The organism is Luteimonas sp. 8-5 (assembly GCF_029763755.1).
Classification (GTDB): domain Bacteria; phylum Pseudomonadota; class Gammaproteobacteria; order Xanthomonadales; family Xanthomonadaceae; genus Cognatiluteimonas.
Genome location: NZ_JARUVM010000022.1, coordinates 15,504 through 38,373, shown reverse-complemented (window position 1 = coordinate 38,373; position 22,870 = coordinate 15,504). Strand labels below are relative to the sequence as shown.

Sequence of the window (22,870 nt, the reverse complement as noted above, 5' to 3'; positions counted from 1 at the left end):
ACGCGGTCACGGATTCAGCGATGATTGAGGTTCCCGGCAGATGAATGCGTCATTTTCCGTTGACTTGCTGCAGTCAACGCACCCGCGTCCTGAACCTCACCTGGAATGCGGCGTTGTTCGGATTGAACGTGCCCTTCGGATTGATCCTCAGCGCCTTCACGAGCGCATCGGTCCCATCGCTGCCCGCGGTCGGCACATACGCCCAGGTCGCACCGCCGTCGCTGGAGAACTCGACGTCGGAGATGCCGAGGTGCAAACCGCTTGCCGGTGAGCCATCCGTGAATTCCACCGGCCCGGAACCGGGCGCGACGAGATCTGCGACGACCATCATCAGCTCGTCCGGGATCATGTCCGTCAGCCATACGCTGTCGGGGTCCACCGGCACCGTGGACGGATTCATGATGGTGATGAGGTAGTCGACGAAGGCGCCGGGGATCGCCTTCGGGTTGCTGGTGCCGTTCACCGGGTCGGAATGCACCATGCTCAGCTTGACCACCGTCAGCGACACGGTCTTCGCGTTCGTCCACGTGCAGGCCACACCGCTGTCGGCGGGCATCACGATGGTCCGCGACAGACCGATGCCGCTGGTCGCCACCGCGACGCCGTCCTTGGTGCGGACGCATGCCAGGGTGACGGTGTAGTTGCCCGCGCTGCCGGTGGTGAACGTCTCGCCCAGGGTCAGCGTCGCGCCACCGGCCGCGGCGCCCGTCGCCGCGGTGGTGCTGCCGCCGGCGGTGGACGTGCCCGCGGTGCTCGCGGTGGCCCCGGCGATCGTCAGCATGACCGTGTCGCCAGGCGTTGCGTCGAGGCCCCACGTCTTGCCGAGCGAGACCTGGCCCTGGACGATGAAACCGATGTTGGCGACGTCGTCCACCATGTTCTCCACGCCTTCCTTGGCGGTCACCGTTGCGGTCCAGCCGCCCAGGGGCGCGTTGGTCGGTACCGTGAAGACGAACTCGTAGGTCAGGCTGCCATCGGTCGCATCCGTGTCCGGCTGGGGCGTCATCGCGCCCGAGGCGACCTCGACACCGGTCGGGTTCTTGATCGACACCGAGACGGCGCCGATGTCGTCGGTGCCGAACGGATCGCTCACCGTCGCGCGCAGGTAGACGTGCTCGTCCTCGATGTAGGCGGCCTTGGTGCCGTTGCCCGCGGACAGCGGCTGCGAATAGGCGGCGGCGGCGTCGATGTTGATGACCGTCGACGTATTGAACACGAGATGGCTGTAGCTGCTGGTCCAGGTCGCCCCATTACGCTGATAAACGTCGATGTTGCGGCTGCCGGATCCGCGGTTCTGGATCCTCAACGTCAGTGTCTGGGCGGGGCTCAGCGTGGTTCCCGGCGCGATTCCGGTAATGTTGAAGGAATATGCGGTCGGCCCGGTCGCCGTGCCGCTGACGGTGATGTCCGTGTTGTTTCCGAGCTGCTGTGCGCCCCTCCAGAGCGACAGCCGGACCGTCCTGTTGGTGTTGCTGCCCGTGGTCCCGGTTGCCGCAATGACGACGTTGCCGCCGATCGTCGTCGGTAGCGCCAGCGTTTCGCCGTTGGGTATGGCCGGCGAAAGCTCCCATTCGTTCTGGTTGTTGCCGGCGTTGATCGCCACGGTCGTGCCGTTGGCGGTCGGCCTGGAGCGGCTCAGCTTCCGCGTGATCGTGGCTTCGTTGCGCAGGTAGAGGTATTTGTTGCCCGTTTGCGTCCCCGACGAGGCGTTCACCGTGACCGTGGGCGCGGACACCGTCTCGTCCGCACCGTCGGGGTTGTCGATGTCGGCGCTGTTGTCGATGGTGGTGCCGGCGGCAGGATTGCCGGTGATGGTCACCTCGTAGACGATGGCCACGCTGCTTCCGGCCGGCACGGTGATGCCGGTGATGTTGAGCCTGCCGGTGCCGTTCGCGCCGCCGCCGGTGGTCGAACTGTCGGTACTGCCGGCAGGCCTGGAGATCACGGTCAGGCTTCCTACGTGGGCGGGCATGTCGTCGATCACCGAGACGTTGCCGGCAGCGGCTCCGGCGCTCTCGGCAAGAGTGATGGTGTAGCGCAGCACGTCGCCGTTCATGGCGTCGCCGCCGTTCCTGTCTTCCACCGTCTTGCTGGAGGTCGACAGGTCGGGCGAGGGTCCAGCGACGTCGAACGTGCCGGATCCGGTGCGGATAACCGTACCTTCGGTGCCTTCCCAGGCAGTGACCTTCGCCGTCCAGGCGCCCAGCGAGGTCGTCGGCGGCACCGTGTAGGTGTAGCGGAAGGTCTTGGTGGCGGTCGACGAGGCGACTTGCGTCATGGTACCGGAACCGATGGCCACGCCGTCCGCGTCCGAGACGAGGATCGATGGAATGGTGCCGTTCGGCGAGGGCGCGATGTCGTCGCTGCCGAAGGGGTCGCTCACCACCGCGCACAGGTAGACCGTGCCGCCGGCGACGTAAGGCGTTGTCACCGGGGAACCCGTGCAGTTCGCGTTGGCATACGGCTGCACGCTGTCGACGTTGATGACGGTCGTGGTGTCGAAGCTGACGGTGCTGCGCAGGCCGCCCGTGAACTGGTTGAGATTCACGCTTCTGGTCCCGCCACCGCTGGATGTGTTCGTGACGCGCAACGCGAGCTGGTTGCCGGCGGCGAGATTGGCGGCGCTGGTGTTCGGCACCGTGAAAGTGAAGGTTTCCGTATGGTATGTCGTTGATGTGAAGTTGACGGTGTCGGAACCTATCGAGGTGTAGGTTGCGCCGTTCTTCTTGTAGAGCTGCGCAGACATCGATCGTGCGGTGTTGCCGCCCCCGGATCCCGTACGCTGGACGGTCAACTCGACCCTGACGGTGGACCCGGGGGTGAGCTGCAGAGTGCCGGCCAGGACCGGATTCAACAGGTATTCGTACGTCGCGCCTTCGTTCATGGCCCGCGCGGTACCCGCATTGGTTTGCGGCGTGCGGTTCATGTAGCGATTTCCCGCCGCATTGCCGGTGTTGTAGAGATACAGGATCTTGTTGCCGGGCGCGCCCGGCACCTGCGGCGGCGTCACGGTGACCGTCGGCGCCACGGCACTGGCGCCGGCGCCGGCCGTATCCGGGTTGGTGACGACGGCGGTGTTGTCGATGGTCGTGCCGTCGGGCGTCCCGCCCGCGATCGTCACCTCGTAGACGATGGTCACGCTGCCGTTGGCCGGGACGGTGATGCCATTGATCCGGACCCGGCCCGTCCCGTTGTTGCCGCCATTGGTGGTCGAGTTGTCGGTGCTGCCGGCCGGGGTACCGATGATGGTCAGGTTGCCCACGTTTGCGGGCATGTGGTCGTCCACGGAGATGCCGGTGGCGTCGACACCGTCGCTTTCCACCAGGGTGATGGTGTAGCGGAGGACGTCGCCCGGCCGGGCCTCGCCGCCGTTCTTGTCCAGCACCGACTTGGTCGAGGTCGACAGATTGGAATGGAGGACGTCGGTCTCGTGGCCGGTGGAGCTGGTGGCGCTGTTCGGGCACACGCCGTTGTCGGCCACTTCGCAGACGTTGAAGACCAGGGTCGAGGTCGTGGGATCGCTGACCTCGGCCAGGTTGATCAGGGTGGCCGGTGCATCGCTGGCGATGTCGACGACGAGGGTGATGGGCGGGAATGTGCGCGAGGTGGTGAGGTCCTGCAACGAAGTGGTGTTGCAGGTGACCACCTGGCCCACGGCCGAGCAGCTCCAGCCCGTGCCGCTGGCCGACACGTACGTCAGCCCCGCTGGCAGCGTGTCGACGACACGGATCGGTTGCGGCGTCGTCGGGGGATTGATCTCCGGATAGGTGACGGTGTTGGCCGTGTTGATGATGTAGGTGCCGGTACCGCCGGCCTTGAATTCGCCTACATGGGTCTTGGTCAGCGACAGGCCGATGGTGTGGTACTTGACGCCGAACAGCACGCCCTGGAGGCCGTTGCCCAGCATCGTCGCGGTGACCGTGCCGGGGCTGTTGTCGGTGGTGAAGACGTAGCTGCCCTCGCCGTCCGGGCCGGCATCGGTGCCCGCAATGTTGACCGTCTGGACACCGGTGCTGTTGCCGACCAGCGTCGCCGGCGACAGGATCGGCATGTTGCGCGCGGGATTGGACTCGCCGGGCGCGCTGACCAGGCTCCACGCCGCGCCGCTGGTGGTGAATGACAGGGTCTCGCCGGCGTTGCTGGACTCGCCGTCGGCAGCCACGAACACGAAGGGCAACTCGGTGGAACCGTTGTCGTGTAGGGTGAGCCCCGACAGGGTCACCGTGTCCTGCGGGGCATTCTGGTTGTTCGTGTCCTGGTACAGGATCGGCCTGCCCGGGATTTCGTTGAAGGCGCTGTTGCCGAACGCCGCGCCGCTCCACGAAGGCACGGCGACCGAGAACATGTTGTCGCCTGCCGCGTTGCCCGGCGTGATCCTGAGGCTGAAGGTGAGATAGGCGCCGCCGCGCAGGTTGACGCGGAAGGCCTGGCCCGCCCCGATCTTGGCCTGGGCCAGGTTCAACGGCGTGAAGTCGATCCAGCAGTACGCGCCGTAGTCGACCGGGCCGTCCACGCCCTTTTCCTCCGCCGGATGGCAGGTGGTGACCGTCTGCGCCGACGCCACCTGGTGCAATCCGGGCGCCAGCCAGCCGAGCGCCACCAGGCCGGTCAAAGCCAGCCATTGCTTCAACTTGTGGATCACTGCCACGCCCTCTAGAACGTTGTGACGCGATCCATGCGCAAAGGAATTACCTGATCTTGACCCGGAAGCCGACCCAGAAGTTCTGCCCCGGCGCGAACGCGCCCCTGGGACGGATCCTGACGTCGGTCACTGCATCGTCCACGCCGTCGGCGTCCGGAACCGGGTCGTAGTCCCAGTTCGCGCCGTCGTCGTCGGAGAACTCGACATCGTCGTCGTCCGCTGCCAGGCCGTTGAAGGTCAGCGTCAGGTTGCTGCCATTGGGCAACCAGCCGATCGGACTGGTCCCCGCCACGTCGGGAAGGTCGTCGACGAACAGCACCGTCTCGTCCGGAATCGCATCCGACAGGACGATCGCGTCTTCGTCGACCTGCGTTTCGGCCGGTGCCGTGACGATGATGAGGTAGGTGACCAGGGCGCCCGGGATCGCCTTCGGATTGGTCGTTCCGTTCACCGGGTCCGAATATGGCGTGGACAGCTTCACCACGGTCAGCGGGACGGTCAGGGTGTTGGTCCAGGTGCAGGTGACCGCGCTGTCGCCGGGCATGGTGATGGTGCGTGCAAGCGCATTGCCGCTCACCGCCACGGCAACGCCGTCCTTGTCCCTGGTGCAGGCGAGGGAAATGTTGTACCGGCCGGCCACGCCCGAGGTGAAGGCTTCGGTGAGCGTCAGCGTGGCGCCTTCGGCTGCGGTGGCGATGGCCTGGGCGGTGCTTCCACCGGCGGTCGACGTGCCCACCGTCGCGGTGGCGCCGCCGGAGATGGACAGTGTCACCGCATTGCCGCCGATGGCGCCCGCGCCCCAGGTCTTGCCCAGCACGACGCGGCCATGCACGGTGAAGCCGACGTTGGCCGTGTCCTCGACGAGGTCCTCAACGCCCTCCTTCGCCGTCACGGTCGCAGTCCATGCGCCCAGGTTCGGATTGGCCGGCACGGTGAAGTCGTACTCGTAGGACAGGCTGCCGTCGCTGGTATTGGTGTCCGCCAGCGGCGTCATCGCGCCGCTGGCGATGGTCGCGCCGGTGGAGTCCTTGATCTCGACGGACACGTCGTTGATGTCGGCGGTGCCGAAGGGGTCGCTCACCGTGGCGCGGATGTAGGCATGGTCGCCCTGCACGTAGGCGGCCTTGGTGCCGTTGCCCGAGGATGCCGGCTCGGAATGGACCGAGATGGCGTCGACGTTAATGACCGTCGAGGTGTCGAAGGTCAGGAAACTGTAGTCGTCGGGCCAGGTGGTGCCGCTGCGCTGGTGGACGCGGATGTCGCGATTGGTGGCGAAGAAGGAATAGGTCCTGTTCTCGATCATCAGGATCAGGGATTCGCCAGGATCGAGGGTCCGGTCCGCCAGGGATTCGCCCGACAGGTCGAAGTTGTAGTCGTACTGGACGATCCCGGTGCCGGAGACGTTGTGGTCCACGCTGCCGCCCAAGGCCACGCCACTGCTGGTGCGCAGGGCCATGCGCACCGTCCGGTTCGAACCGGTGCTGGATCCTGCCGCCTGCATCAGGATGCTGCCGCTGATGATGCCGGCGGGCAGCACCAGGGTTTCGCCGTCGGGGATGGCGGGCAACAGCTCCCAGTCGTCGGAGTCGTAGCCGTTCTGGCCTTCGATCTGGACGTAGTTGCCGTTCGCGGTCGGCCGCTGCCGGCTCAGCCGGCTGGTGAAGCTGCCATCGTTGCGCAAATACAGGTATTTGGCCCCCGACTGCGGGATGTCGGATTCCAGCACGGTCACTGTTTCGGCAACGGCGATTGCACCGGTTCCGTTCGGATTGGTGATCGTCGCGCTGTTGTCGATCTCGTCGCCTTGCCCGACCGAACCGGAGATGGTGGCGTCGAAGACGATCTGGACGCTGCCGTTGGCCGGCACCGTGATCCCGGTGATGTTGAGCTGGCTCGAAGAGGAAGCGTTGCTGCTTCCCGGAGGAATGCCGACGACGGACAGGTTGCCGAGGTCGGCCTCCAGGTTGTCGATCACGCTGACTCCAGTGGCCGCCACCCCGGCGGTTTCGGTGAGCGTGATCGTGTACCGCAGCACGTCGCCGGCCTCGGCATCCGGTCCATTGAGGTCTGACACCGTCTTGGTCGACGTGGACAGGTCCGAGAACAGGATCGTGGTCGTGTCGCTGTCGCTGTCGTTGGACGGCACGTTGTCGAACAGCGCACCGGACACCGTGGCGGTGTTGGCGACCGAGGCCCCGCCGGCCGCGGTCGGACTGACGGTCAACGTGATCGGGTTGAAGTTCGCGCCGTCGGCGACAGCGGCACTCGTGGTGCAGGTCAACACGCCGGAAGCTTCATTGCAGATCCAGCCCGTGCCAGCGGCCGAGACGAAGTCGAGCCCTGTCGGCAGCGCGTCGGTGACCGTGGTCGTGCCCGAGGTCGTTTCCGGCCCGTTGTTGTGCACCAGCAAGGTGTAGGTACCGTCGATGCCGGCGGTGAAGTCGCCGCTGTGCAACTTGGTGATGGACAGGTCGGCGACCGGAGCATTGGTGGTGCTCACGACCTGCGCCGCCAGGTAGACCTGGTCGGCACCGGAGCTGTACACCAGCGTGCCGCTGGTCTGCCCCGGGCTCAGGTAGGAACCGATGCTGTAGGTGTCCACGTCGACGCCGAACCCGGCACCGATGCCGCCGCAGTTGATGGTCGAGTTGTAGATGCCGGCGTTCGGGTTGCAGGGACTGTCGATCAGGTTCGAACCGTTGAAGGTCACCCGTTCGCTGAGGCCGTTGCGCGTGCCCGAGTTCGCCGTGTCGCCTTCCCAGGTGACGATCGTAGTCTTGCCGTTGACCGGCGAGGCCGGGATGAGGAAGTTGCCGGGCGTGGTGACGATCTGCTGGCCCCAGAAGCTCTGCAGGCCGTCGTAGACGTTGATCACCCGGTTGGGCTCGGTAGCCTCCTCGTAGATCACGATCAGCGCCCAGCCCGCCTGCACGAGCGAGATGCCGCAATAGTCGATGCCGTTGGCGGTACCCGTCTCCACGGTCAGGCCGGAGATGGTGTAGATGCCGTTGCGCTGGGCGGTGGCCGCAGCGGTGACGTCGGCGACGTGGCCGAAGAACTCGTAACCGTCGACGTCGACGTCGCTGAAGTTGGCCAGCGCGTTGACGGTCCCGCCTTCGAAGGTGACGGTCGGGTCGTTGTTGGGGCCCGAGCCGCCCCAGTAGAGGTAGGCCTTGACGATGGTCGCCCCGACCGGAATGCCCGACAGCGTGCCGTTGCTGCTGGTGGTGACCGCGCAGGTGTTGGTGTCCGAGGTGCGCAGGGTGCCGCCGGTGGCGACGTAGTCGATGTTGCCCGCGAAGCTGCCGCGCGGAGTCGCGTTGTTGAACGCGGCGTTCGCCGGCAATGCCAGGGCAATGGCCAGCAGGGCCACGACGATGGTTGCGATTGTGCGGATCGACTGCTTCATGCCGTCACCCCCTGCGCGTCAGTGCGCTGCGCCCCTGGCGCGATCCAGACCGAAGGTCCCCTGGTCGAACTTCATCCGGAACACCAGGTACGCGCCCTGGGCAGTGTAGTGCGAGGACTCGAAGTCGCGGTCGTTGAAGCCGCGGACGTTGTAGCCGACGCTGACCCAGGCATTGGTGAAAGGGGTGAAACCCAGGCTCGGGCCGAACGCCCAGGCATAGGTGTCCTGGCTCCAGGAATGCATCAGGCTGGCGCGGATGCCCACGTCGATGCGCGGGGTCAGGTCGAAACGGTATTCGGCGCCGAGCAGGTCGCTGTAGCCGGCGTAGTCGTCCGGGCCGTAGCTGTCGATGACGTACTTCGAGCCGTAGTAGATCGAGAGCTGGCTGCGCTGGTAGAGGTCGAGGACGCTGCCGGCGCCGTCGTCGCCGGCCCACGCGGCCGAGGCGTAGTTCAGGACAAAGTTGTTGATCAGGCGGGCGGAACGGGCGTTGCCGGTGGCGGCGATGGTGGCGTTGCCGAGGATGGCCTCGCCGGTGCCGCCCTTGAGCTGGTCGAGGCGATACTCGAGCTTGTCCAGCATCGACCAGTTGCCGCCGAGCGGACGCCAGGCCCACGACAGTTGGGCATTGGCCAGGATCCCGGTGCTGCCGTCCTCGTTGTGCTGCGAGAACGCCTGGGCGCTGGCGGACATCGCCACGCCGTCGCGGATCTGGCGCAGGAAGGCGGTGGTGAATCCGTAGCGGTCGTTCTGCTCGCTGTTGCGGCCTTCCAGGCGCGCGTTCCACATCCACAGATCGGTGCGGAAGGTCATGCCGCCGGTGAGCGCCACGTAGTCCTCGGTCAACGCTCCGCCGTCGCGCATGCCGCCGGCCTGGATCGGCTGCGACGGATCGACCACGAGCGGCGTGTCGCCGGATTCGTCGAAGGAGCGGCTCGAGTCCACGCCGACGTCGAAGCTCCAGCGCTCGCTCACCACGAACCGCTGGTTCAGGCCGAACAGCGCGAAGGTGCGCGGGCCGTACTCGCTGATCCTGCTCTGGTTGAGCGTGCTGGTCAGGGTCGCATCCTTCCACGGGCTGGCCTCGAAACCCACGCGCGTGGTGGAGGTGTCGCGATCCTTGCCGTCGGTGAACTCCTGGGCGGCAAGGAGCCGCAGCTTGTCGTTGACCTTGAACGCGGAATTGACCTGCACCCGGGTCGGGAAGTCGACGCTGTCGTTCTTGCCGCCGAGGCTCACTTCGGCCTGCGCACCCAGCTCCAGCCGGCCGTCCATGAAGAGCCTGCTCGCGCCCAGCGTGACCTGCCGCGATTCGGCGACCTCGCCCTGCGCCGACTCGTCGCGGGCCATCTTCAGCCCGGCGTTGGCGCTCCAGCGATCGGCGCGATAGCTGGCTTCCAGGGTCGCCACCTCCCGCTCGAGGCCACGCGACAGGTCTTCCTGGCGATAGACCTCGCCCTGCAGGCTGAAATCGTTGCCCAGGCGGTACTGCCCCTGCACGCCGGTCTTGAACATCCCCGATTCGAAACGGTTCTGCTGGCCCAGGCCGAAGCCCGGCCCCTGCCGGCGCGCGTATACGAGGAAGTTCAGCGTCTCGCCGCGGTGTTCCCACTCCACCAGCCATGCATTGCCTTCGGCATCGCCCTGGCGGCCATCGACGCGGCTGGTGGCGGCTTCGGCACGGAGTTCGTCGTTCACCGTCAGGCGGAACTTCGCATCGATACCGGCGAGTTGCCCGCGCGCATCGGAATCCTCGTCGCGGATGTAGCTCGCGCCGGCTTCCAGGCGACCGTCCATGGCGCGCACGCCGACGCGGGCGCCACCGTTGAGGAACTCCTCGCCGGTGCCCTGGGTTTCGTACTCGGCCACGATCCAAACCGGATTGAAGTCGAAGTCCCGGCTGGCGATCGGCTGGCGGAACAGCAACGTGCCGTTCTCGTAGTCGATGTCGTAGTCGATGTGGCGGACCATCTCGCGCGTGTCGAGGATCTGCTCGCTGTGGTAGCGGTCGCGCGTCTCGATGCGGATCCGCTCGCTGTTCATCACGATGCCGCGCTGCTTCAGGCGGTACAGGCCCGAGGTGCCGTCGCCCTGGATCTCGTCGCGGGCGTGGCTCTGCGAGGTACGCGCTGCGAAGGCGTTCACGTCCAGCAGCGGGCCGCGGTATTCGACCTTCATGCCGTTGAGCGTGCGCTGGTAGCGCGACAGCTCGTTGCGGTCCATGCCGCTCTGGTAGTCGCCGAACAGCACGTAGAACTGGTCGCGCTCGAGCTTGAGGTAGAGCTTGCGCGCGCTCGCGGCGTCGTAACCCTGCTGCGCACCGTCGCCGTACAGCGTGTAGTACTGGCCCGGGTCGATGGTCGACAGCAGGCTCGGGTTGCGCAGGCGCTCGTTGTCCTTGTCGGTGTCGTAGGCCAGCGTGAGCAGCCACTTGCCCATCACGCGACCCTTGGCGTACAGCGCCACCTGGCCTTCGCCGCGCAGGCCCTTGCCGTCCTCGCCCGGAGGCAGGGCCTGCATGTTGTCCTCGAGCGTCTCGTAGCCGACGCTGCCCTTGGCGAAGCCGACCACCACCCAGTCGCGCGGCGCGGACTTCAACCAGACCTGGAGCTCCTGGCGCAATGGCGCCTGGCGGCCGTTCTCGAACTGGAACGCGAACGTCGCGCTGCCCGCGGTGCTCGTGGGCTGCAATTCGATGTACGCAACGCCGTCATCGCCTTCGACCACCCAGGATGGGCGGCCGCCGCCGTTGCCGATCATCTGCCGTTCCTGGCGCGTTTCCTCCGACATCGCCGGCTGGTAGGGCGCTTCGAGCTCGAAGCTGCCGGCGGTGCCCTTGCGCACCGGATTGCCGAGGCGGTCCAGCACCCGGATCGCGACGACGGGGCGGTGATGGCCGTCGGCGGCGAGGATCGAGCGCTCGGGAACCAGCTCCACCCGTGCGGCGATGTTCGAGTAGGCCACCACGCGTTCCAGGCTGGCCACGACCGTGCCGTTGGCGTCGACGACTTCGGCGCGAAGCACGTTCCGGCCTTCGACCAGGCCGATACCGCGCCAGCGGCTGATCGCCATGGTCTTGTCGGCGCTGCTCAGGCCGCCTTCGTAGCGCAGCGGGCCGACTTCCTCGCCATTGATCGTCAGGCGGACCTTTTCCCCGGGCAGGTGCTTGACCACGGCGCGGGTCGTGGGCGAACGCGGGTTGTAATCGGCGGCCGGGAACAGCCAGTCGCGGCCGGCGGACTGCCCGGCGAACCAGGTGCCCGGTTCGCGCGCGCCGGCGGCCACGGAATCCTCGGCGATCGAGGCGCGGATTTTCCCGAGCGCCGCATACGGCGAAGCCGCCGACTCGGCGGCGGCGGCCGTGACCCTGGTTTCGACGCGTCCACTGTCCGCGGGCCCGTCTGCACCTGCGCAGCGGATCGCCAGATCGATGGGCGGCGTTCGCGCCGACGCGCCGTCGGCCTCGAACATGCCCACGAGCTTGCTCGCGTGTCCTTCCGGCGGACAGCCGGCACCTCCCGCATCCACCCTGAAGGCGAGACGCCGTCGCCAGTTGGTTCCCGGATCCCCGAGATCGAAGATCGCGATGCCGCCATTGATTTCCGGATCGCCGATGGCCGCGCCATCCACCGTGGCCGAACCCGGCACCAGGTCCGCGCCGTCCGGCAGCTTCACCATCGCGCGCAATTTCGAGACGGGAATGCGGCCACCGTCCAGGTCCACCGTGTAGCCGAGCTTCCCGTCGGCATCGGCAACCTGCATCCGGGCGCCGACGCTGTCGCCCTTCCTGCGCAGGTAGAAGTCGGCGCGCCACAGCGTGCCGCCCTGGGCTTCGACGAACTGGGAATCCGCGCGACCGGCGAGCCGGGTGTGCTGCCTGCAGGCGACCGCCTCCATGCCGTCCGGGATGGTGGCCGGATCCAGCTGCACCACGTGCGTACCGGGCAGCAGGCCCTCGATGTGGTACAGGCCGTCGGCGTCGGTGGCCACGAAGGTGCCGTCCTGCAGCAGCAGGCGCACGTCCCGCACGCCGTTGCGCTCTTCCACCGGCGTGGCGCAGTCGTCGACCGACACGACCCGGCCCGCCAGGGTGAAGCGCAGGATGTTCAGCGACTCGACCATCCGCACCACGGTGTCGGTCTCGTTCGAGGAGAGCGCGCCGTTGGCGGTGGCGATCGCGTAGTTCACCAGGCGCTCGCTGCTCACGCCGGCACCGACCTCGGCGACGAAGGTCGCCTTGACCGCTTCGCCCACGCCGAGGTCGCCGACGTTGAAGAGCATGGTGCGGCCACCGTCCTCGAGCAGCGGCTCCACCGGGCCCGCCTGCGGGGTCGAGGCACGACGGACGCTGGCCGCCTGGGTGGTGATGCCCGCGCCGCCCGACACCGGGTTGTCGATCACGGCCTGCGAGGGCGTGGCCGAATAGGGATCGCCCACGCGCAGGGTACCGGCGCGGTAATACAGGCCCGGCGGCAACAGGTCGCGGATTTCCACGCCGGTCGCCGGGCCGAGGCCGACGTTGTAGACGATCAGGGTGTACTGGATGAAGTCGCCGATCTCGACGATGTCCTTCGAGGCGATCTGCTCCAGGCGGATGTCGGTCACGTAGCCGCCGTGCGCGATCGCGTTGGCGACCAGGGTGTTCGGCGGCACGCCGGTGTCGATGTAGCGGGCGGTCAGCTGGGCGCCGTCGGACACGGACAGGACGCAGTCGAAGACGGTCGCCGCGGGCGGCGCGCCCACGCCCTGGATCGCGGCCGCGAACATGCCGCTGTCGGGAGCGGTTTCCTGCAGGCGCAGGGTTTCGGTATCGCCGACCGAGGTGCTCACGTCGACGTCGACGTACTCGCGGACGGCGGGATCGTGGTTTCGATTCGGGTCGGTGACCGAAACCACGATCGCGTCGCCGACTTCGAAATTCGAAGCCGGACCGACCGGGAGGGATTCGATGACCGGCGTGGCGCGCGCAGGCAGGGAAATGGCCGGCAGGGCAGCGAAACTGCCGCCGGCAACGCGGCACTGGCCGCCGTCGATGGGCGTGGGCGTGGTCTTGCCGTCGTCGGACTGCATGCCCAGGAACTGCACGCTGGCCGGATGCAGGAACGGGACCACTTCGGTGATCACCGTATTGCTGTTCAGGGCGGAAACGACGCTACCCTGGCGGTAGCTGACCCTGGCGGTGTTCTCAATCTGCGCGGCTTGCGCCGGGATCGCGGGGGACAGGCACACGGCAGCGCCGAGCGCCCACCCCATCAGCGTTGATGCGGTGCGCCCCAGCTTCCCAAATTTCCGGGTGCCGGATGCGTTCACGAGGCGTGACCTGTCCTGGCGCGCGGCCTGGGGCCGCACGGGGTTCAAGGGTTAGCCGAATGCCATCCGCGGCGAGCGCTGCGCAGGGCAGCGATCGCCGGGAGGCAGACCCGTCGTCAGTCGATGGTGACCTGGAAGACGGTGGTGGTGGTCGCGCTCACGGGCAGGTCGGTCACCGTGGTGATCGGGCCCGCGCCGCCGCCGGCGTCGCCGGTGGTGCCGGCAGGGTTGGTACCCACGTCGGCTTCCACGTCGACCGCGTCGGACATCGCAGCGCCGGCCGAAATCGCGGCTGCGTTGCAGGTGATCGCGTTGGGGACGACGCGGATCGTGCCCGCCTTGTAGCTGGTACCGGTCGGGATGTCGTCCGAGATCGTCACGGCCGTGGCCGGAACCGTCGCGCTGCCGTTGGTCACCGCGATGCAGTAGACCATGGTCGCGCCCGGGATCGCCTTCGGGTCGGTGGTGAGGTTGAACGGATCCGAGACCACCGCCGAGCTCTTGGTGACGGAGATCGACGCCGTGGTGATCACGTAATTGCTTTCCGCGCTGTGGTCGCCTTCGTTGGCGTCGTCGACTTCGCCGGCTGCGTCGCCGAACACGTTGTCGATGCCCGCGGTGTTGGCGCCTGCCGTCTCCGTAGTCAGGGCACCCAGGCCGGCGCCGCCGGCGTCGTGCGCCGTGGCCAGCAGGGTGACCAGGGCGGTGTCGCCGTTGGCCAGGCCGTTCGGGATCGCGGACACGACCCAGACCGACACGACATCGTCGGAATCCACTTCATCGAGGAAGGTCACGGCAGCGCCGTCGCCCGCGCCCGGCTCGAACACGCCGTCGCCGTCGTCGATGTAGTAGGTGAACGGACCAACGTCGAACTCGTCGGTTCCGGCTCCGTTGGCAGCCGTCAGGGCGAAGTCCATCGCGCTGTTGGTGTCGTTGGTCACGGTGAAGAGCACGGCGCCCTGGGTCGCGCCCGGGCTGGTCTCGCCGGCGGAGGTGGCGGCCACGACCACATTGACCAGGCGGTCGACGGTGAAGTCCGCCGTGCCGACGGGCTGGGTGGTCTGGACGACACCGTTGACGGTGAACGTCACTTCGGCTTCGTTGTGGATGGTGTCGCCGGCCTTGTTGTCGCTGGAGGCGAACGCCGTCTGGGTTCCTGCGGCCAGCAGCAACGCCGCCGCCAGGATCTTGGTAGTCGCGAACTTCATGCTTTGGGTCCCCTGTAGCTTGCTGTAACGCGTTGGTCTTATGGAGGCCGGCTCCTCGCCGACCCGTGGATACGACGAAAACCCCGGCTTACTTCACCCGGGCGCGGAAAACGACTTGGGTAGTGGCGCCCGGATCGAGCGTGGCGATGACCCAGCGCAGGTGGGTCACGTCCGTGAGCTGCGCGGCGCGCTCCTCGCCATCGGCCCCGGTGACGGTGAGTCCGGCGAGGTCACCGAAGGTCTCGCCGCCGTCGACCGAAACCGCGCTCGGGGCAGGCTTGGGATCGCTGCTGAGCACGAGGCCGGACGGAACGGGGTTGTCGATCGCGACATCGGTCGCCGCTGCGGCGCCGTTGTTGACGATGTCGATGTGGTAGACGACTTCGCCGCCCGGCACGACCTTGGCGGCGGGGACCAGCTTGGTGCTGACCGAGCCGTCGTCGGCCTTGACTTCCACTTCCTGGAAGACGGCGTTCGAGATCTGGATGGGACTTGCGTCCTGGGCGGCGGCGACGCCGGAAACGGCAATGCAGAGCATTGCGCCCAGCAACCGGATGCCTGAAATCTTCATAGCGATGTCCCCTGTAAAGGCCGGCCTTGCGGTCCTGCTCCCCCGATCCGGTGATTTGGGCACCCGAAAGGAGATGTGAGCGTGGCGTGATATTTCCGTTATGGGAACGGTACCACGGCCAAAATGTGAACTGCAATCACGACTTGCTGAACATTGTGAACGCATTGGCGGCGAATTTGCGTGACCATCGTCTCAAAATTGCGCTCGAATGCCGTGACTGGCATCCCAGATCAGCGCAAAAGTCGGCGCTTGCGTTCACCTCCGGCGCCCACCCGGCCGCCGTGGCATGCTGGCCCACCCCACGCGATCTGCCCGTCCCATGCCAGGAACAGCACTGTCCACATTGCGGAAAATCTTCGGATTCGACGCCTTTCGCGGTGAACAGTCAGCCATCGTCGGCCATCTTGTCGATGGCGGCGACGCGCTGGTGCTGATGCCCACCCGGCGGCGGCAAATCCCTGTGCTACCAGCTCCCCGCGCTGCTCCGGGACGGCACCGGGATCGTCGTTTCCCCGCTGATCGCACTGATGCAGGACCAGGTGGAGGCCTTGTGCCAGCTGGGTGTCCGGGCTGCCTTCCTCAACTCCAGCCTGGAGGCCGGCGAGGCCGCAACGGTGGAACGATCGCTGCTGGCCGGGGAGCTGGACCTGCTCTACGTGGCCCCGGAGCGACTGCTGACGCCCCGTTTCCTGGGCCTGCTCGACCAGGCGCGGGTCGCCCTGTTCGCCATCGACGAGGCGCACTGCGTGTCGCAGTGGGGGCACGACTTCCGCCCGGAGTACCGCGAACTCACCATCCTCCACGAACGCTGGCCCGGCGTGCCGCGGGTGGCCCTGACCGCGACCGCCGACGCGCCGACCCGCCGCGAGATCGCCGAGCGCCTTGCGCTGGAGGACGCCCGCCAGTTCGTCAGCTCCTTCGATCGACCCAACATCCGCTACCGGGTCGAGGGCAAACACGACGGCCGCCGGCAGCTGCTGGATTTCCTGGACGGCCATCGCGGCGAGGCCGGCATCGTCTACTGCCTGTCGCGGCGCAAGGTCGAGGCGACCGCCGAATGCCTGGCCGCCCACGGCATCCAGGCCCTGCCCTACCACGCCGGTCTCGACGCGGCGGTCCGCGCCGGCAACCAGCGCCGCTTCCTGCGCGAGGACGGCGTGGTCATGGTCGCCACGATCGCGTTCGGCATGGGCATCGACAAGCCGGACGTGCGCTTCGTCGCGCACCTGGACCTGCCCAAGTCGCTGGAGGGCTACTACCAGGAAACCGGCCGCGCCGGGCGCGACGGCGAGCCGGCCGAAGCCTGGCTGGCATACGGCCTGGGCGACGCGGTCCTGCTCGGGCGGATGATCGAGGACTCCGACGCGGGCGAGGAGCGCAAGCGCCTGGAACGGCGCAAGCTCGACGCGCTGATCGGCTACTGCGAGTCCACGCAATGCCGCCGCAGGCAGTTGCTGGGCTGGTTCGGCGAGGAACATCCGGGCGACTGCGGCAACTGCGACAACTGCCTGGCGCCGGCGCAATCCTGGGACGGCACGGTGGCGGCGCAGAAGGCATTGTCGTGCGTGTACCGCACCGGCCAGCGCTTCGGCGCCGCGCACCTGGTCGACATCCTGCGCGGCGCCGACACCGCGAAGATCCGCCAGTTCGGCCACGAAACGCTCAGCACCTACGGCATCGGCACGGAGCTGGACGCGCGGCAGTGGCGCAGCGTGTTCCGCCAGCTGGTCGCAGCCGGGCTGCTCGAGGTAGATCTCGAAGGCCACGGAGCGCTGCGACTGTCCGCCGCCAGTGCAGCCGTGCTGAAGGGCGAACGCAGCGTGTCCCTGCGTTCCGAACCCCCGGCCCAGGCGCGCAAGCGCAAGCGTGATTCCGCGGCCGCAGGCACGGCAGCCGCGCCGGTGGACTTGCCCGCGGCTGCCGCGGCGCGCTTCGAATCCCTGCGCGCCTGGCGCGCCGAGACCGCTCGCGCGCAGAACGTGCCTGCCTACGTGATTTTCCACGACCGCACGCTGCGCGAAATCGCGCTGACGCCGCCGGCCGACGTCGAAGGCCTGGCCGGCATCCCCGGTGTCGGCGCGGCCAAGCTGGATCGCTACGGGAATGCGTTGCTCGCGGTTCTCGAGGAGACCCCCTCGTAGAATAGGACCGATGGAACCATTGCTTGTCTCCACCGTCACCGTCGCCCTGGCCGAAATAGGAGACAAGACCCAGCTGCTGGCCCTGCTGCTGGCGGCGCGCTTCCGCAAGCCGTGGCCCATCGTCGCCGGCATCCTCGTCGCCACCCTGCTCAACCATGCGATGGCCGGCTGGCTCGGCGCCACGGCCGCGTCCTGGCTGACGCCGCAGGTCCTGCGCTGGACCGTCGCCGCGAGCTTCATCGCCATCGCGTTGTGGACGCTCAAGCCGGACAAGCTGGAGGACGGCGCCAGCCTGCCGCCGCGCGGCGCATTCGTGGCCACGACCATTGCCTTCTTCCTGGCCGAGATGGGCGACAAGACCCAGGTGGCGACCGTGCTGCTGGCTGCCAACTATCCCCCGCTATGGCAGGTCGTGGCCGGCACCACCGTGGGGATGATGCTGGCCAACGTGCCGGTAGTCGCGCTCGGCAGCCGCTTCGCCGACCGCCTGCCGCTGCGCGCGGCGCGGATCGTGGCGGCGGTGGTGTTCCTGGCGCTGGGCCTGTGGGCTGCCGTCGCCGGCGTCGCCTGAACTTGCGCGGCTTGAGTATGCTGGCCCTCTCGGGGAGGAGGACGGCCGGTGCTTGAAGGCGCGCGGGACATGGGCACGAACCGCCTGGCGACTTTGCTGCGCTCCCTGCTGGCGCGGCCCGACGAAGTCATGCTGGAACTGGGCGCGGGCGGCGAATTGCTGGTCGCGCGCCTGCGCGCCGCGCTGTCGGCGCTGATCCTGCTGCTGCCGCTGGTGGGCGCCGTGTCCGGCGCCGAGGTCGGCGAAACCGTGATCGGCCTTGCCGCCGCTGTCTTCGTCAACATCATGGCGCAGGTGTGGCTGGTGCTGGCGCGCCACCGTCGCCAGCACGCATGGCTGCCCTACGCCACCTGTACCTACGATGTTTCCACCACCACCGGCGTGCTGGTCCTGCTGGCCCTGGGCGATCGCGTCGCCGGCATGAACAGCATGGTGGTGTGGGCCTTCTACCTGATCGCCATCGCGATGACGGCGCTGCGCAACGACGGCCGGCTCACCTTGTACGCGGGCGCACTGTCGATCGTGCAGTACGGCGTCCTGGCCTGGGTGCTGTTCGCAACCGCCGGCGGCCCCGCCGAACTGGTGTCGCCCGACTACGGCACCGCGATCCCCGCCAACCAGCTCGAGCGGCTGCTGCTGCTGCTGATCATGACCCTGCTCACGGCGGCCATCGTGCACCGCATGCAGCGCCTGGTGGAGATGTCGGGGCGCGACGGCCTCACCGGGCTGCCGAACCGGATGTGGCTGCTGCAGCAGATGCCACGCCTGCTCGAACGCCTGCGCGGTGGCGGGTCGATGACCCTGGCCCTGTTCGACCTGGACAGGTTCCGCCGGGTCAATGATGAATTGGGGCGGATCGACGGCGATCGCGCCCTGCGCCACGTCGTGGCCACCGTCGGCCAGGGCCTGCATGACGGGGAGCGCCTGGTGCGCATGGGTGGCGACGAGTTCGTCGCGCTGCTGCATTGCCCGATGGGCACCGCGTGGGAGCGGATCGAGCAGATGCGGCGGCTGCTGTGGGAAGACCCGTTCCAGCCGGGGCGCGGCGTGGACCCGCAGCGGCTGAGTTTCAGCGCCGGGCTGGCGGCATGGCCGCAGGACGGCGATGACCTGTCGTCGCTGCTGGCCAGCGCCGACCGTCGCCAGCGGGCGGGCAAGCGCCACGGCGGCAACCGTGTCATGGCCCGCGACCCGTAGAATGCGGCGGAGCAATCGACCTGGGGGAAGTGCGTGACTCCGAAACGACAGCTGGCACTGCGCCTGACCGTAGCCAACTTCCTCCAGTTCTACATCTGGGGCGCGTGGCTGATCACCATCGGACGCTACTGGTTCGAGAACCGCGGCTGGTCGGGAACGAGCTTCGGCGCGATCTTCTCCACCATGGGCATCTCGGCGCTGTTCATGCCCGCACTGATGGGCGTGGTCGCGGACAAGTGGATCAGCGCGCACAAGCTCTACGGCATCCTGCACCTGGGCGGCGCGCTGTTCCTGGCGATGGTGCCGATGGTCGACAGCCCCGAAGCGATGTTCTGGGTAATGCTGGCGACGATGATCTGCTACATGCCCACGCTGTCGCTGGGCATCGCGGTGTCGTACAACGCGCTCAAGCAGGAAGGCCTGGACGTGGTCCGCGACTATCCGCCGATCCGGGTCTGGGGCACGATCGGATTCATCGCGGCGCTGTGGACGACGAGCCTGCTGCAGCTCGAGACCTCGCCCGGCCAGTTCTACATCGCCGCCGCCGCCGCGGTCGCGCTGGGCCTTTACGCGTTCACCCTGCCGCCGGCGCCGCCGCGCCTGGGGCATGGCGAGAGCCGTGCGCTGGTCGACGTGCTCGGCCTGTCGTCGTTCCGCCTGTTCCGCGACCGCAACATGGCGGTGTTCTTCGTCTTCGCCATGCTGCTGGGCGCGGCGCTGCAGCTGACCAACGCCTACGGCGGCACGTTCCTGGGCGAGTTCAGCAGCGATCCGCAATACGCCGACAATCTCGCGGTCCGCTACCCCGCGATCATCATGTCGATCTCGCAGGTGTCGGAAACGCTGTTCATCCTGACCATTCCCTTCTTCCTGAAGCGTTTCGGGATCAAGGCCGTGATGACGATGAGCATGCTGGCCTGGTTCCTGCGCTTCGGCCTGTTCGCCTACGGCGACCCGGGTCCCGGCCTGTGGATGATCGTGCTGTCGTGCATCGTCTACGGCATGGCCTTCGACTTCTTCAACATCTCCGGCTCGCTGTTCGTCGAGCAGCAGAGCGATCCGCGCATCCGCGCCAGCGCGCAGGGCCTGTTCATGCTGATGACCAACGGCATCGGCGCGGTGCTGGGCAGCCTGGTTGCGGGCTTCGTCATCGATCGCTGGTTCACCGACGTTGCCGGCGTCAAGGACTGGCATGGCATCTGGGTGACGTTCGCGCTGTACGCGCTGGCGATGGCGATCGCGTTCGTGCTGCTGTTCAAGCACCGGCACCGGCGCGGCGAAGGCGACCAGGTCGCCGCGCACGGCAGCGCCGACGTCGCCAATCCCTGACGCGGGCATCGCCGTCGTGGCCGGCAAGGTGGTCGTCGTGGGGTCGTTCAATGTCGACCACGTGTGGCGCTGCGCGGAACTGCCGGCACCGGGCGCGACCTTGGCCGGCGACTACCTGAGCGGGCCCGGCGGCAAGGGATTCAACCAGGCCGTCGCCGCCGCGCGTGCCGGTGCCGCGACCAGCTTCGTGTGCGCGCTTGGCGACGACGCCGGTGGCGCACTCGCGCGCTCGCTGGCCGCCGGGGACGCGATCGACCTGCATGCGATGCCCAGCGATGCGCCGACCGGCACCGCGGGGATCTTCGTAGACGCCGCCGGCCGCAACAGCATAGTGATCGGCGCCGGCGCCAATGCCCGGCTCGACCCGGCCAGTGTCGAGTCCCGCGCTCCCCTGTTCCGCGACGCGGCCGTTGTGCTGGCGCAACTGGAAACGCCGTACGACACCGTCGTCGCCGCGCTGCGCGCGGGTCGTGCCTGCGGCGCGACCACCCTGCTCAATCCGGCACCCGCGCCCGCGCTCGACGCCGCCGCGCGCGATGCGTTGCTGGGCCTGGCCGACGTGTTGACGCCCAACGAAACCGAGTTCGCCGGCCTTGCCAATGCTTCCGGGGCGGCCATCGGCGCGGAGGCCGTCGCCGGCATGGACGACGCAGCCCTGCACGCGCTATGCCGCGGGCTGCTGCCCGGCGGTACCGTGGTGGTGACCCTGGGCGCCGCTGGCGCCTTCGTCTCGCATCGCGACGAGGACCGTCATGGCGACACGCGCAACTGCTACCGGCTGCCCGCCGAGCGGGTCGCCGCCATCGACACGACCGGCGCCGGCGACGCCTTCAATGGCGCGTTGGCTGCCGCGATTGCCGGATCCGGTGCCGCTTTTGCAGACATGGCCCGGTTCGCAGGCCGGTACGCCGCATTGTCCACCGAGCGGCACGGTGCCGCCGCCTCGATGCCGTCGCGGGAGCAGGTGGAAGCGCGCTTTACCCCGGATTAACGCGCGCATAACCTGCCGGGGACGAACATGAATACGTTCGATCGGGGAGGCAGTCATGACAGCTCGTTTCGAGATCAATGCCCGCAACGACGACAAGTTCGGTTTCGTGCTCAAGTCGGCCAACGGCCAGGTGATCCTCGTCAGCCAGGGCTATACGACCAAGGCGGCATGCCAGGCGGGGATCCAGTCCGTGCGCGCGCATGCCTCGGTCGCTTCCAGTTTCTCCAGCCTGGCGGCGAAGAACGGCAGCCCGTACTTCACCATGATGGCGCGCAACGGCCAGGTCATCGGCCAGAGCCAGATGTACGGCACCACGACCGCGCGCGACAACGGCATCCGGGCCGTGATGACGAGCGCGCCGCTGGCCACGGTGGTGGACAACACGCGGCCCTGAGGCAGGCGATAATGGGGCGATGCCCGCAGCCCCCGCCCCGCTCCAGATCGGCCCCTACCGGATCGACAGGCCGGTGATCCTAGCCCCGATGGCGGGCGTCACCGACAAGCCGTTCCGCGTACTGTGCAAGCGGCTGGGCGCCGGTCTGGCGGTGTCGGAGATGACCACCTCGGATCCCCGTTTCTGGGGCACGACCAAATCGCTGCGGCGCATGGACCACGCCGGCGAGCCCGACCCGGTGAGCGTGCAGATCGCCGGCACCGATCCCGCGACCATGGCGGCGGCCGCACGCCACAACGTCGACCACGGCGCGCAGCTCATCGACATCAACATGGGCTGCCCGGCCAAGAAGGTCTGCAACGCCTGGGCCGGCTCCGCGCTGATGCGCGACGAAGCCCTGGTGGCGCGGATCCTCGAAGCGGTCGTGGCCGCTGTCGACGTGCCGGTGACGCTGAAGATCCGCACCGGCTGGGACGCCACGCACCGCAATGCCCCCGCCATCGCCCACATTGCGCGCGAATCGGGAATCGCCGCGCTGGCAGTGCACGGGCGTAGCCGCGAGCAGCATTACACCGGCGTGGCCGAATACGGGACCATCGCCGCGATCAAGGCCGCGATCTCCATCCCGGTGATCGCCAACGGCGACATCGATTCGCCACACAAGGCCGCCGAAGTCCTGCGCCTCACCGGCGCCGATGCGGTGATGGTCGGCCGCGCGGCGCAGGGTCGTCCCTGGATCTTCCGCGAGATCTGGCACTACCTGTCGCGCGGCGAACTGCTGCCCGAGCCCTCGCTGGACGAGGTGCGCGACATCCTCCTGGGCCACCTGCGCGACCTGCATGCCTTCCACGGCGAGGAGGCCGGGGTTCGCATCGCGCGCAAGCACCTGGGCTGGTATGCGAAGGACCGCCCGGAAAACCATGCCTTCCGCGCCGTGGTCAACCGCGCCGCGACGGCCGCCGAGCAGTTGCGCCTGACAGGCGAATATTTCGAGGGCCTGGTGGCCGACGGGGCGGCAACGGCCCGCGAGGCAGCATGAACGCCCTGGGCGGGAAATGTGGTCCCACCCGGGTTCTCCGTGTATCATCCGCGCCCATCCTTTCATCC

Annotated in this window: 11 protein-coding genes and 1 pseudogene; 7 read left to right on the top strand and 5 right to left on the bottom strand. The window is 67.9% G+C overall.

Features of this window, described 5'->3' with window-relative positions:
• Positions 1 to 73: 73 nt before the first annotated feature.
• The 5 genes from QAA18_RS04015 to QAA18_RS03995 form a co-directional block, all read right to left on the bottom strand.
• Positions 74 to 4,648, bottom strand: a complete 4,575-nt coding sequence (locus QAA18_RS04015) for a hypothetical protein (protein ID WP_279411181.1) — start codon at positions 4,646 to 4,648, stop codon at positions 74 to 76.
• A gap of 40 nt (positions 4,649 to 4,688) precedes the next feature.
• On the bottom strand, positions 4,689 to 8,051 hold the full coding sequence (locus tag QAA18_RS04010; RefSeq protein WP_279411180.1) for a DUF11 domain-containing protein: 3,363 nt from the start codon (positions 8,049 to 8,051) through the stop codon (positions 4,689 to 4,691).
• A gap of 18 nt (positions 8,052 to 8,069) precedes the next feature.
• Positions 8,070 to 13,304: a hypothetical protein gene (locus QAA18_RS04005; protein ID WP_279411178.1), complete on the bottom strand. Its 5,235-nt coding sequence runs from the start codon at positions 13,302 to 13,304 to the stop codon at positions 8,070 to 8,072.
• A gap of 173 nt (positions 13,305 to 13,477) precedes the next feature.
• Positions 13,478 to 14,569, bottom strand: coding sequence for a hypothetical protein (locus QAA18_RS04000; RefSeq protein WP_279411176.1), 1,092 nt, complete (start codon positions 14,567 to 14,569; stop codon positions 13,478 to 13,480).
• 88 nt (positions 14,570 to 14,657) lie between these two features.
• The gene (locus QAA18_RS03995; RefSeq protein ID WP_279411174.1) at positions 14,658 to 15,140 is read right to left on the bottom strand and encodes a hypothetical protein; all 483 of its coding nucleotides are present in this window, start codon (positions 15,138 to 15,140) and stop codon (positions 14,658 to 14,660) included.
• A gap of 319 nt (positions 15,141 to 15,459) precedes the next feature.
• Between QAA18_RS03995 and recQ the strand changes: the two are divergent.
• The 7 genes and pseudogenes from recQ to dusB all read left to right on the top strand — a co-directional run bounded on the left by recQ (position 15,460) and on the right by dusB (position 22,802).
• Positions 15,460 to 17,281, top strand: a pseudogene (gene recQ / locus QAA18_RS03990) (DNA helicase RecQ).
• Positions 17,282 to 17,291: 10 nt separating this feature from the next.
• Positions 17,292 to 17,852: a TMEM165/GDT1 family protein gene (locus tag QAA18_RS03985; protein ID WP_279411172.1), complete on the top strand. Its 561-nt coding sequence runs from the start codon at positions 17,292 to 17,294 to the stop codon at positions 17,850 to 17,852.
• 69 nt (positions 17,853 to 17,921) lie between these two features.
• Positions 17,922 to 19,049 carry a GGDEF domain-containing protein gene (locus QAA18_RS03980; RefSeq protein ID WP_279411171.1) on the top strand — a complete coding sequence of 376 codons (1,128 nt, stop codon included), beginning with the start codon at positions 17,922 to 17,924 and terminating at the stop codon, positions 19,047 to 19,049.
• Between the two features lie 33 nt (positions 19,050 to 19,082).
• Positions 19,083 to 20,378: a nucleoside permease gene (locus QAA18_RS03975; RefSeq protein WP_279411170.1), complete on the top strand. Its 1,296-nt coding sequence runs from the start codon at positions 19,083 to 19,085 to the stop codon at positions 20,376 to 20,378.
• 16 nt (positions 20,379 to 20,394) lie between these two features.
• Positions 20,395 to 21,369: a ribokinase gene (locus QAA18_RS03970; protein ID WP_279411169.1), complete on the top strand. Its 975-nt coding sequence runs from the start codon at positions 20,395 to 20,397 to the stop codon at positions 21,367 to 21,369.
• 55 nt (positions 21,370 to 21,424) lie between these two features.
• Entirely contained in the window at positions 21,425 to 21,763 is a 339-nt protein-coding gene (locus QAA18_RS03965; protein ID WP_279411167.1) for a YegP family protein, read from the top strand.
• 19 nt (positions 21,764 to 21,782) lie between these two features.
• Positions 21,783 to 22,802: a tRNA dihydrouridine synthase DusB gene (gene dusB / locus QAA18_RS03960; RefSeq protein ID WP_279411166.1), complete on the top strand. Its 1,020-nt coding sequence runs from the start codon at positions 21,783 to 21,785 to the stop codon at positions 22,800 to 22,802.
• The last annotated feature ends 68 nt before the right edge of the window (positions 22,803 to 22,870 follow it).

What these genes read in the sequence shown, in the direction of transcription:
- QAA18_RS03985 (WP_279411172.1), top strand. Translation starts at nt 17,292, where the DNA reads ATGGAACCATTGCTTGTCTCCACCGTCACCGTCGCCCTGGCCGAAATA.
- QAA18_RS03995 (WP_279411174.1), bottom strand. Translation starts at nt 15,140, where the DNA reads ATGAAGATTTCAGGCATCCGGTTGCTGGGCGCAATGCTCTGCATTGCC.
- QAA18_RS04010 (WP_279411180.1), bottom strand. Translation starts at nt 8,051, where the DNA reads ATGAAGCAGTCGATCCGCACAATCGCAACCATCGTCGTGGCCCTGCTG.
- QAA18_RS04000 (WP_279411176.1), bottom strand. Translation starts at nt 14,569, where the DNA reads ATGAAGTTCGCGACTACCAAGATCCTGGCGGCGGCGTTGCTGCTGGCC.
- dusB (WP_279411166.1), top strand. Translation starts at nt 21,783, where the DNA reads ATGCCCGCAGCCCCCGCCCCGCTCCAGATCGGCCCCTACCGGATCGAC.
- QAA18_RS04005 (WP_279411178.1), bottom strand. Translation starts at nt 13,304, where the DNA reads ATGGGGTGGGCGCTCGGCGCTGCCGTGTGCCTGTCCCCCGCGATCCCG.
- QAA18_RS03980 (WP_279411171.1), top strand. Translation starts at nt 17,922, where the DNA reads ATGGGCACGAACCGCCTGGCGACTTTGCTGCGCTCCCTGCTGGCGCGG.
- QAA18_RS03965 (WP_279411167.1), top strand. Translation starts at nt 21,425, where the DNA reads ATGACAGCTCGTTTCGAGATCAATGCCCGCAACGACGACAAGTTCGGT.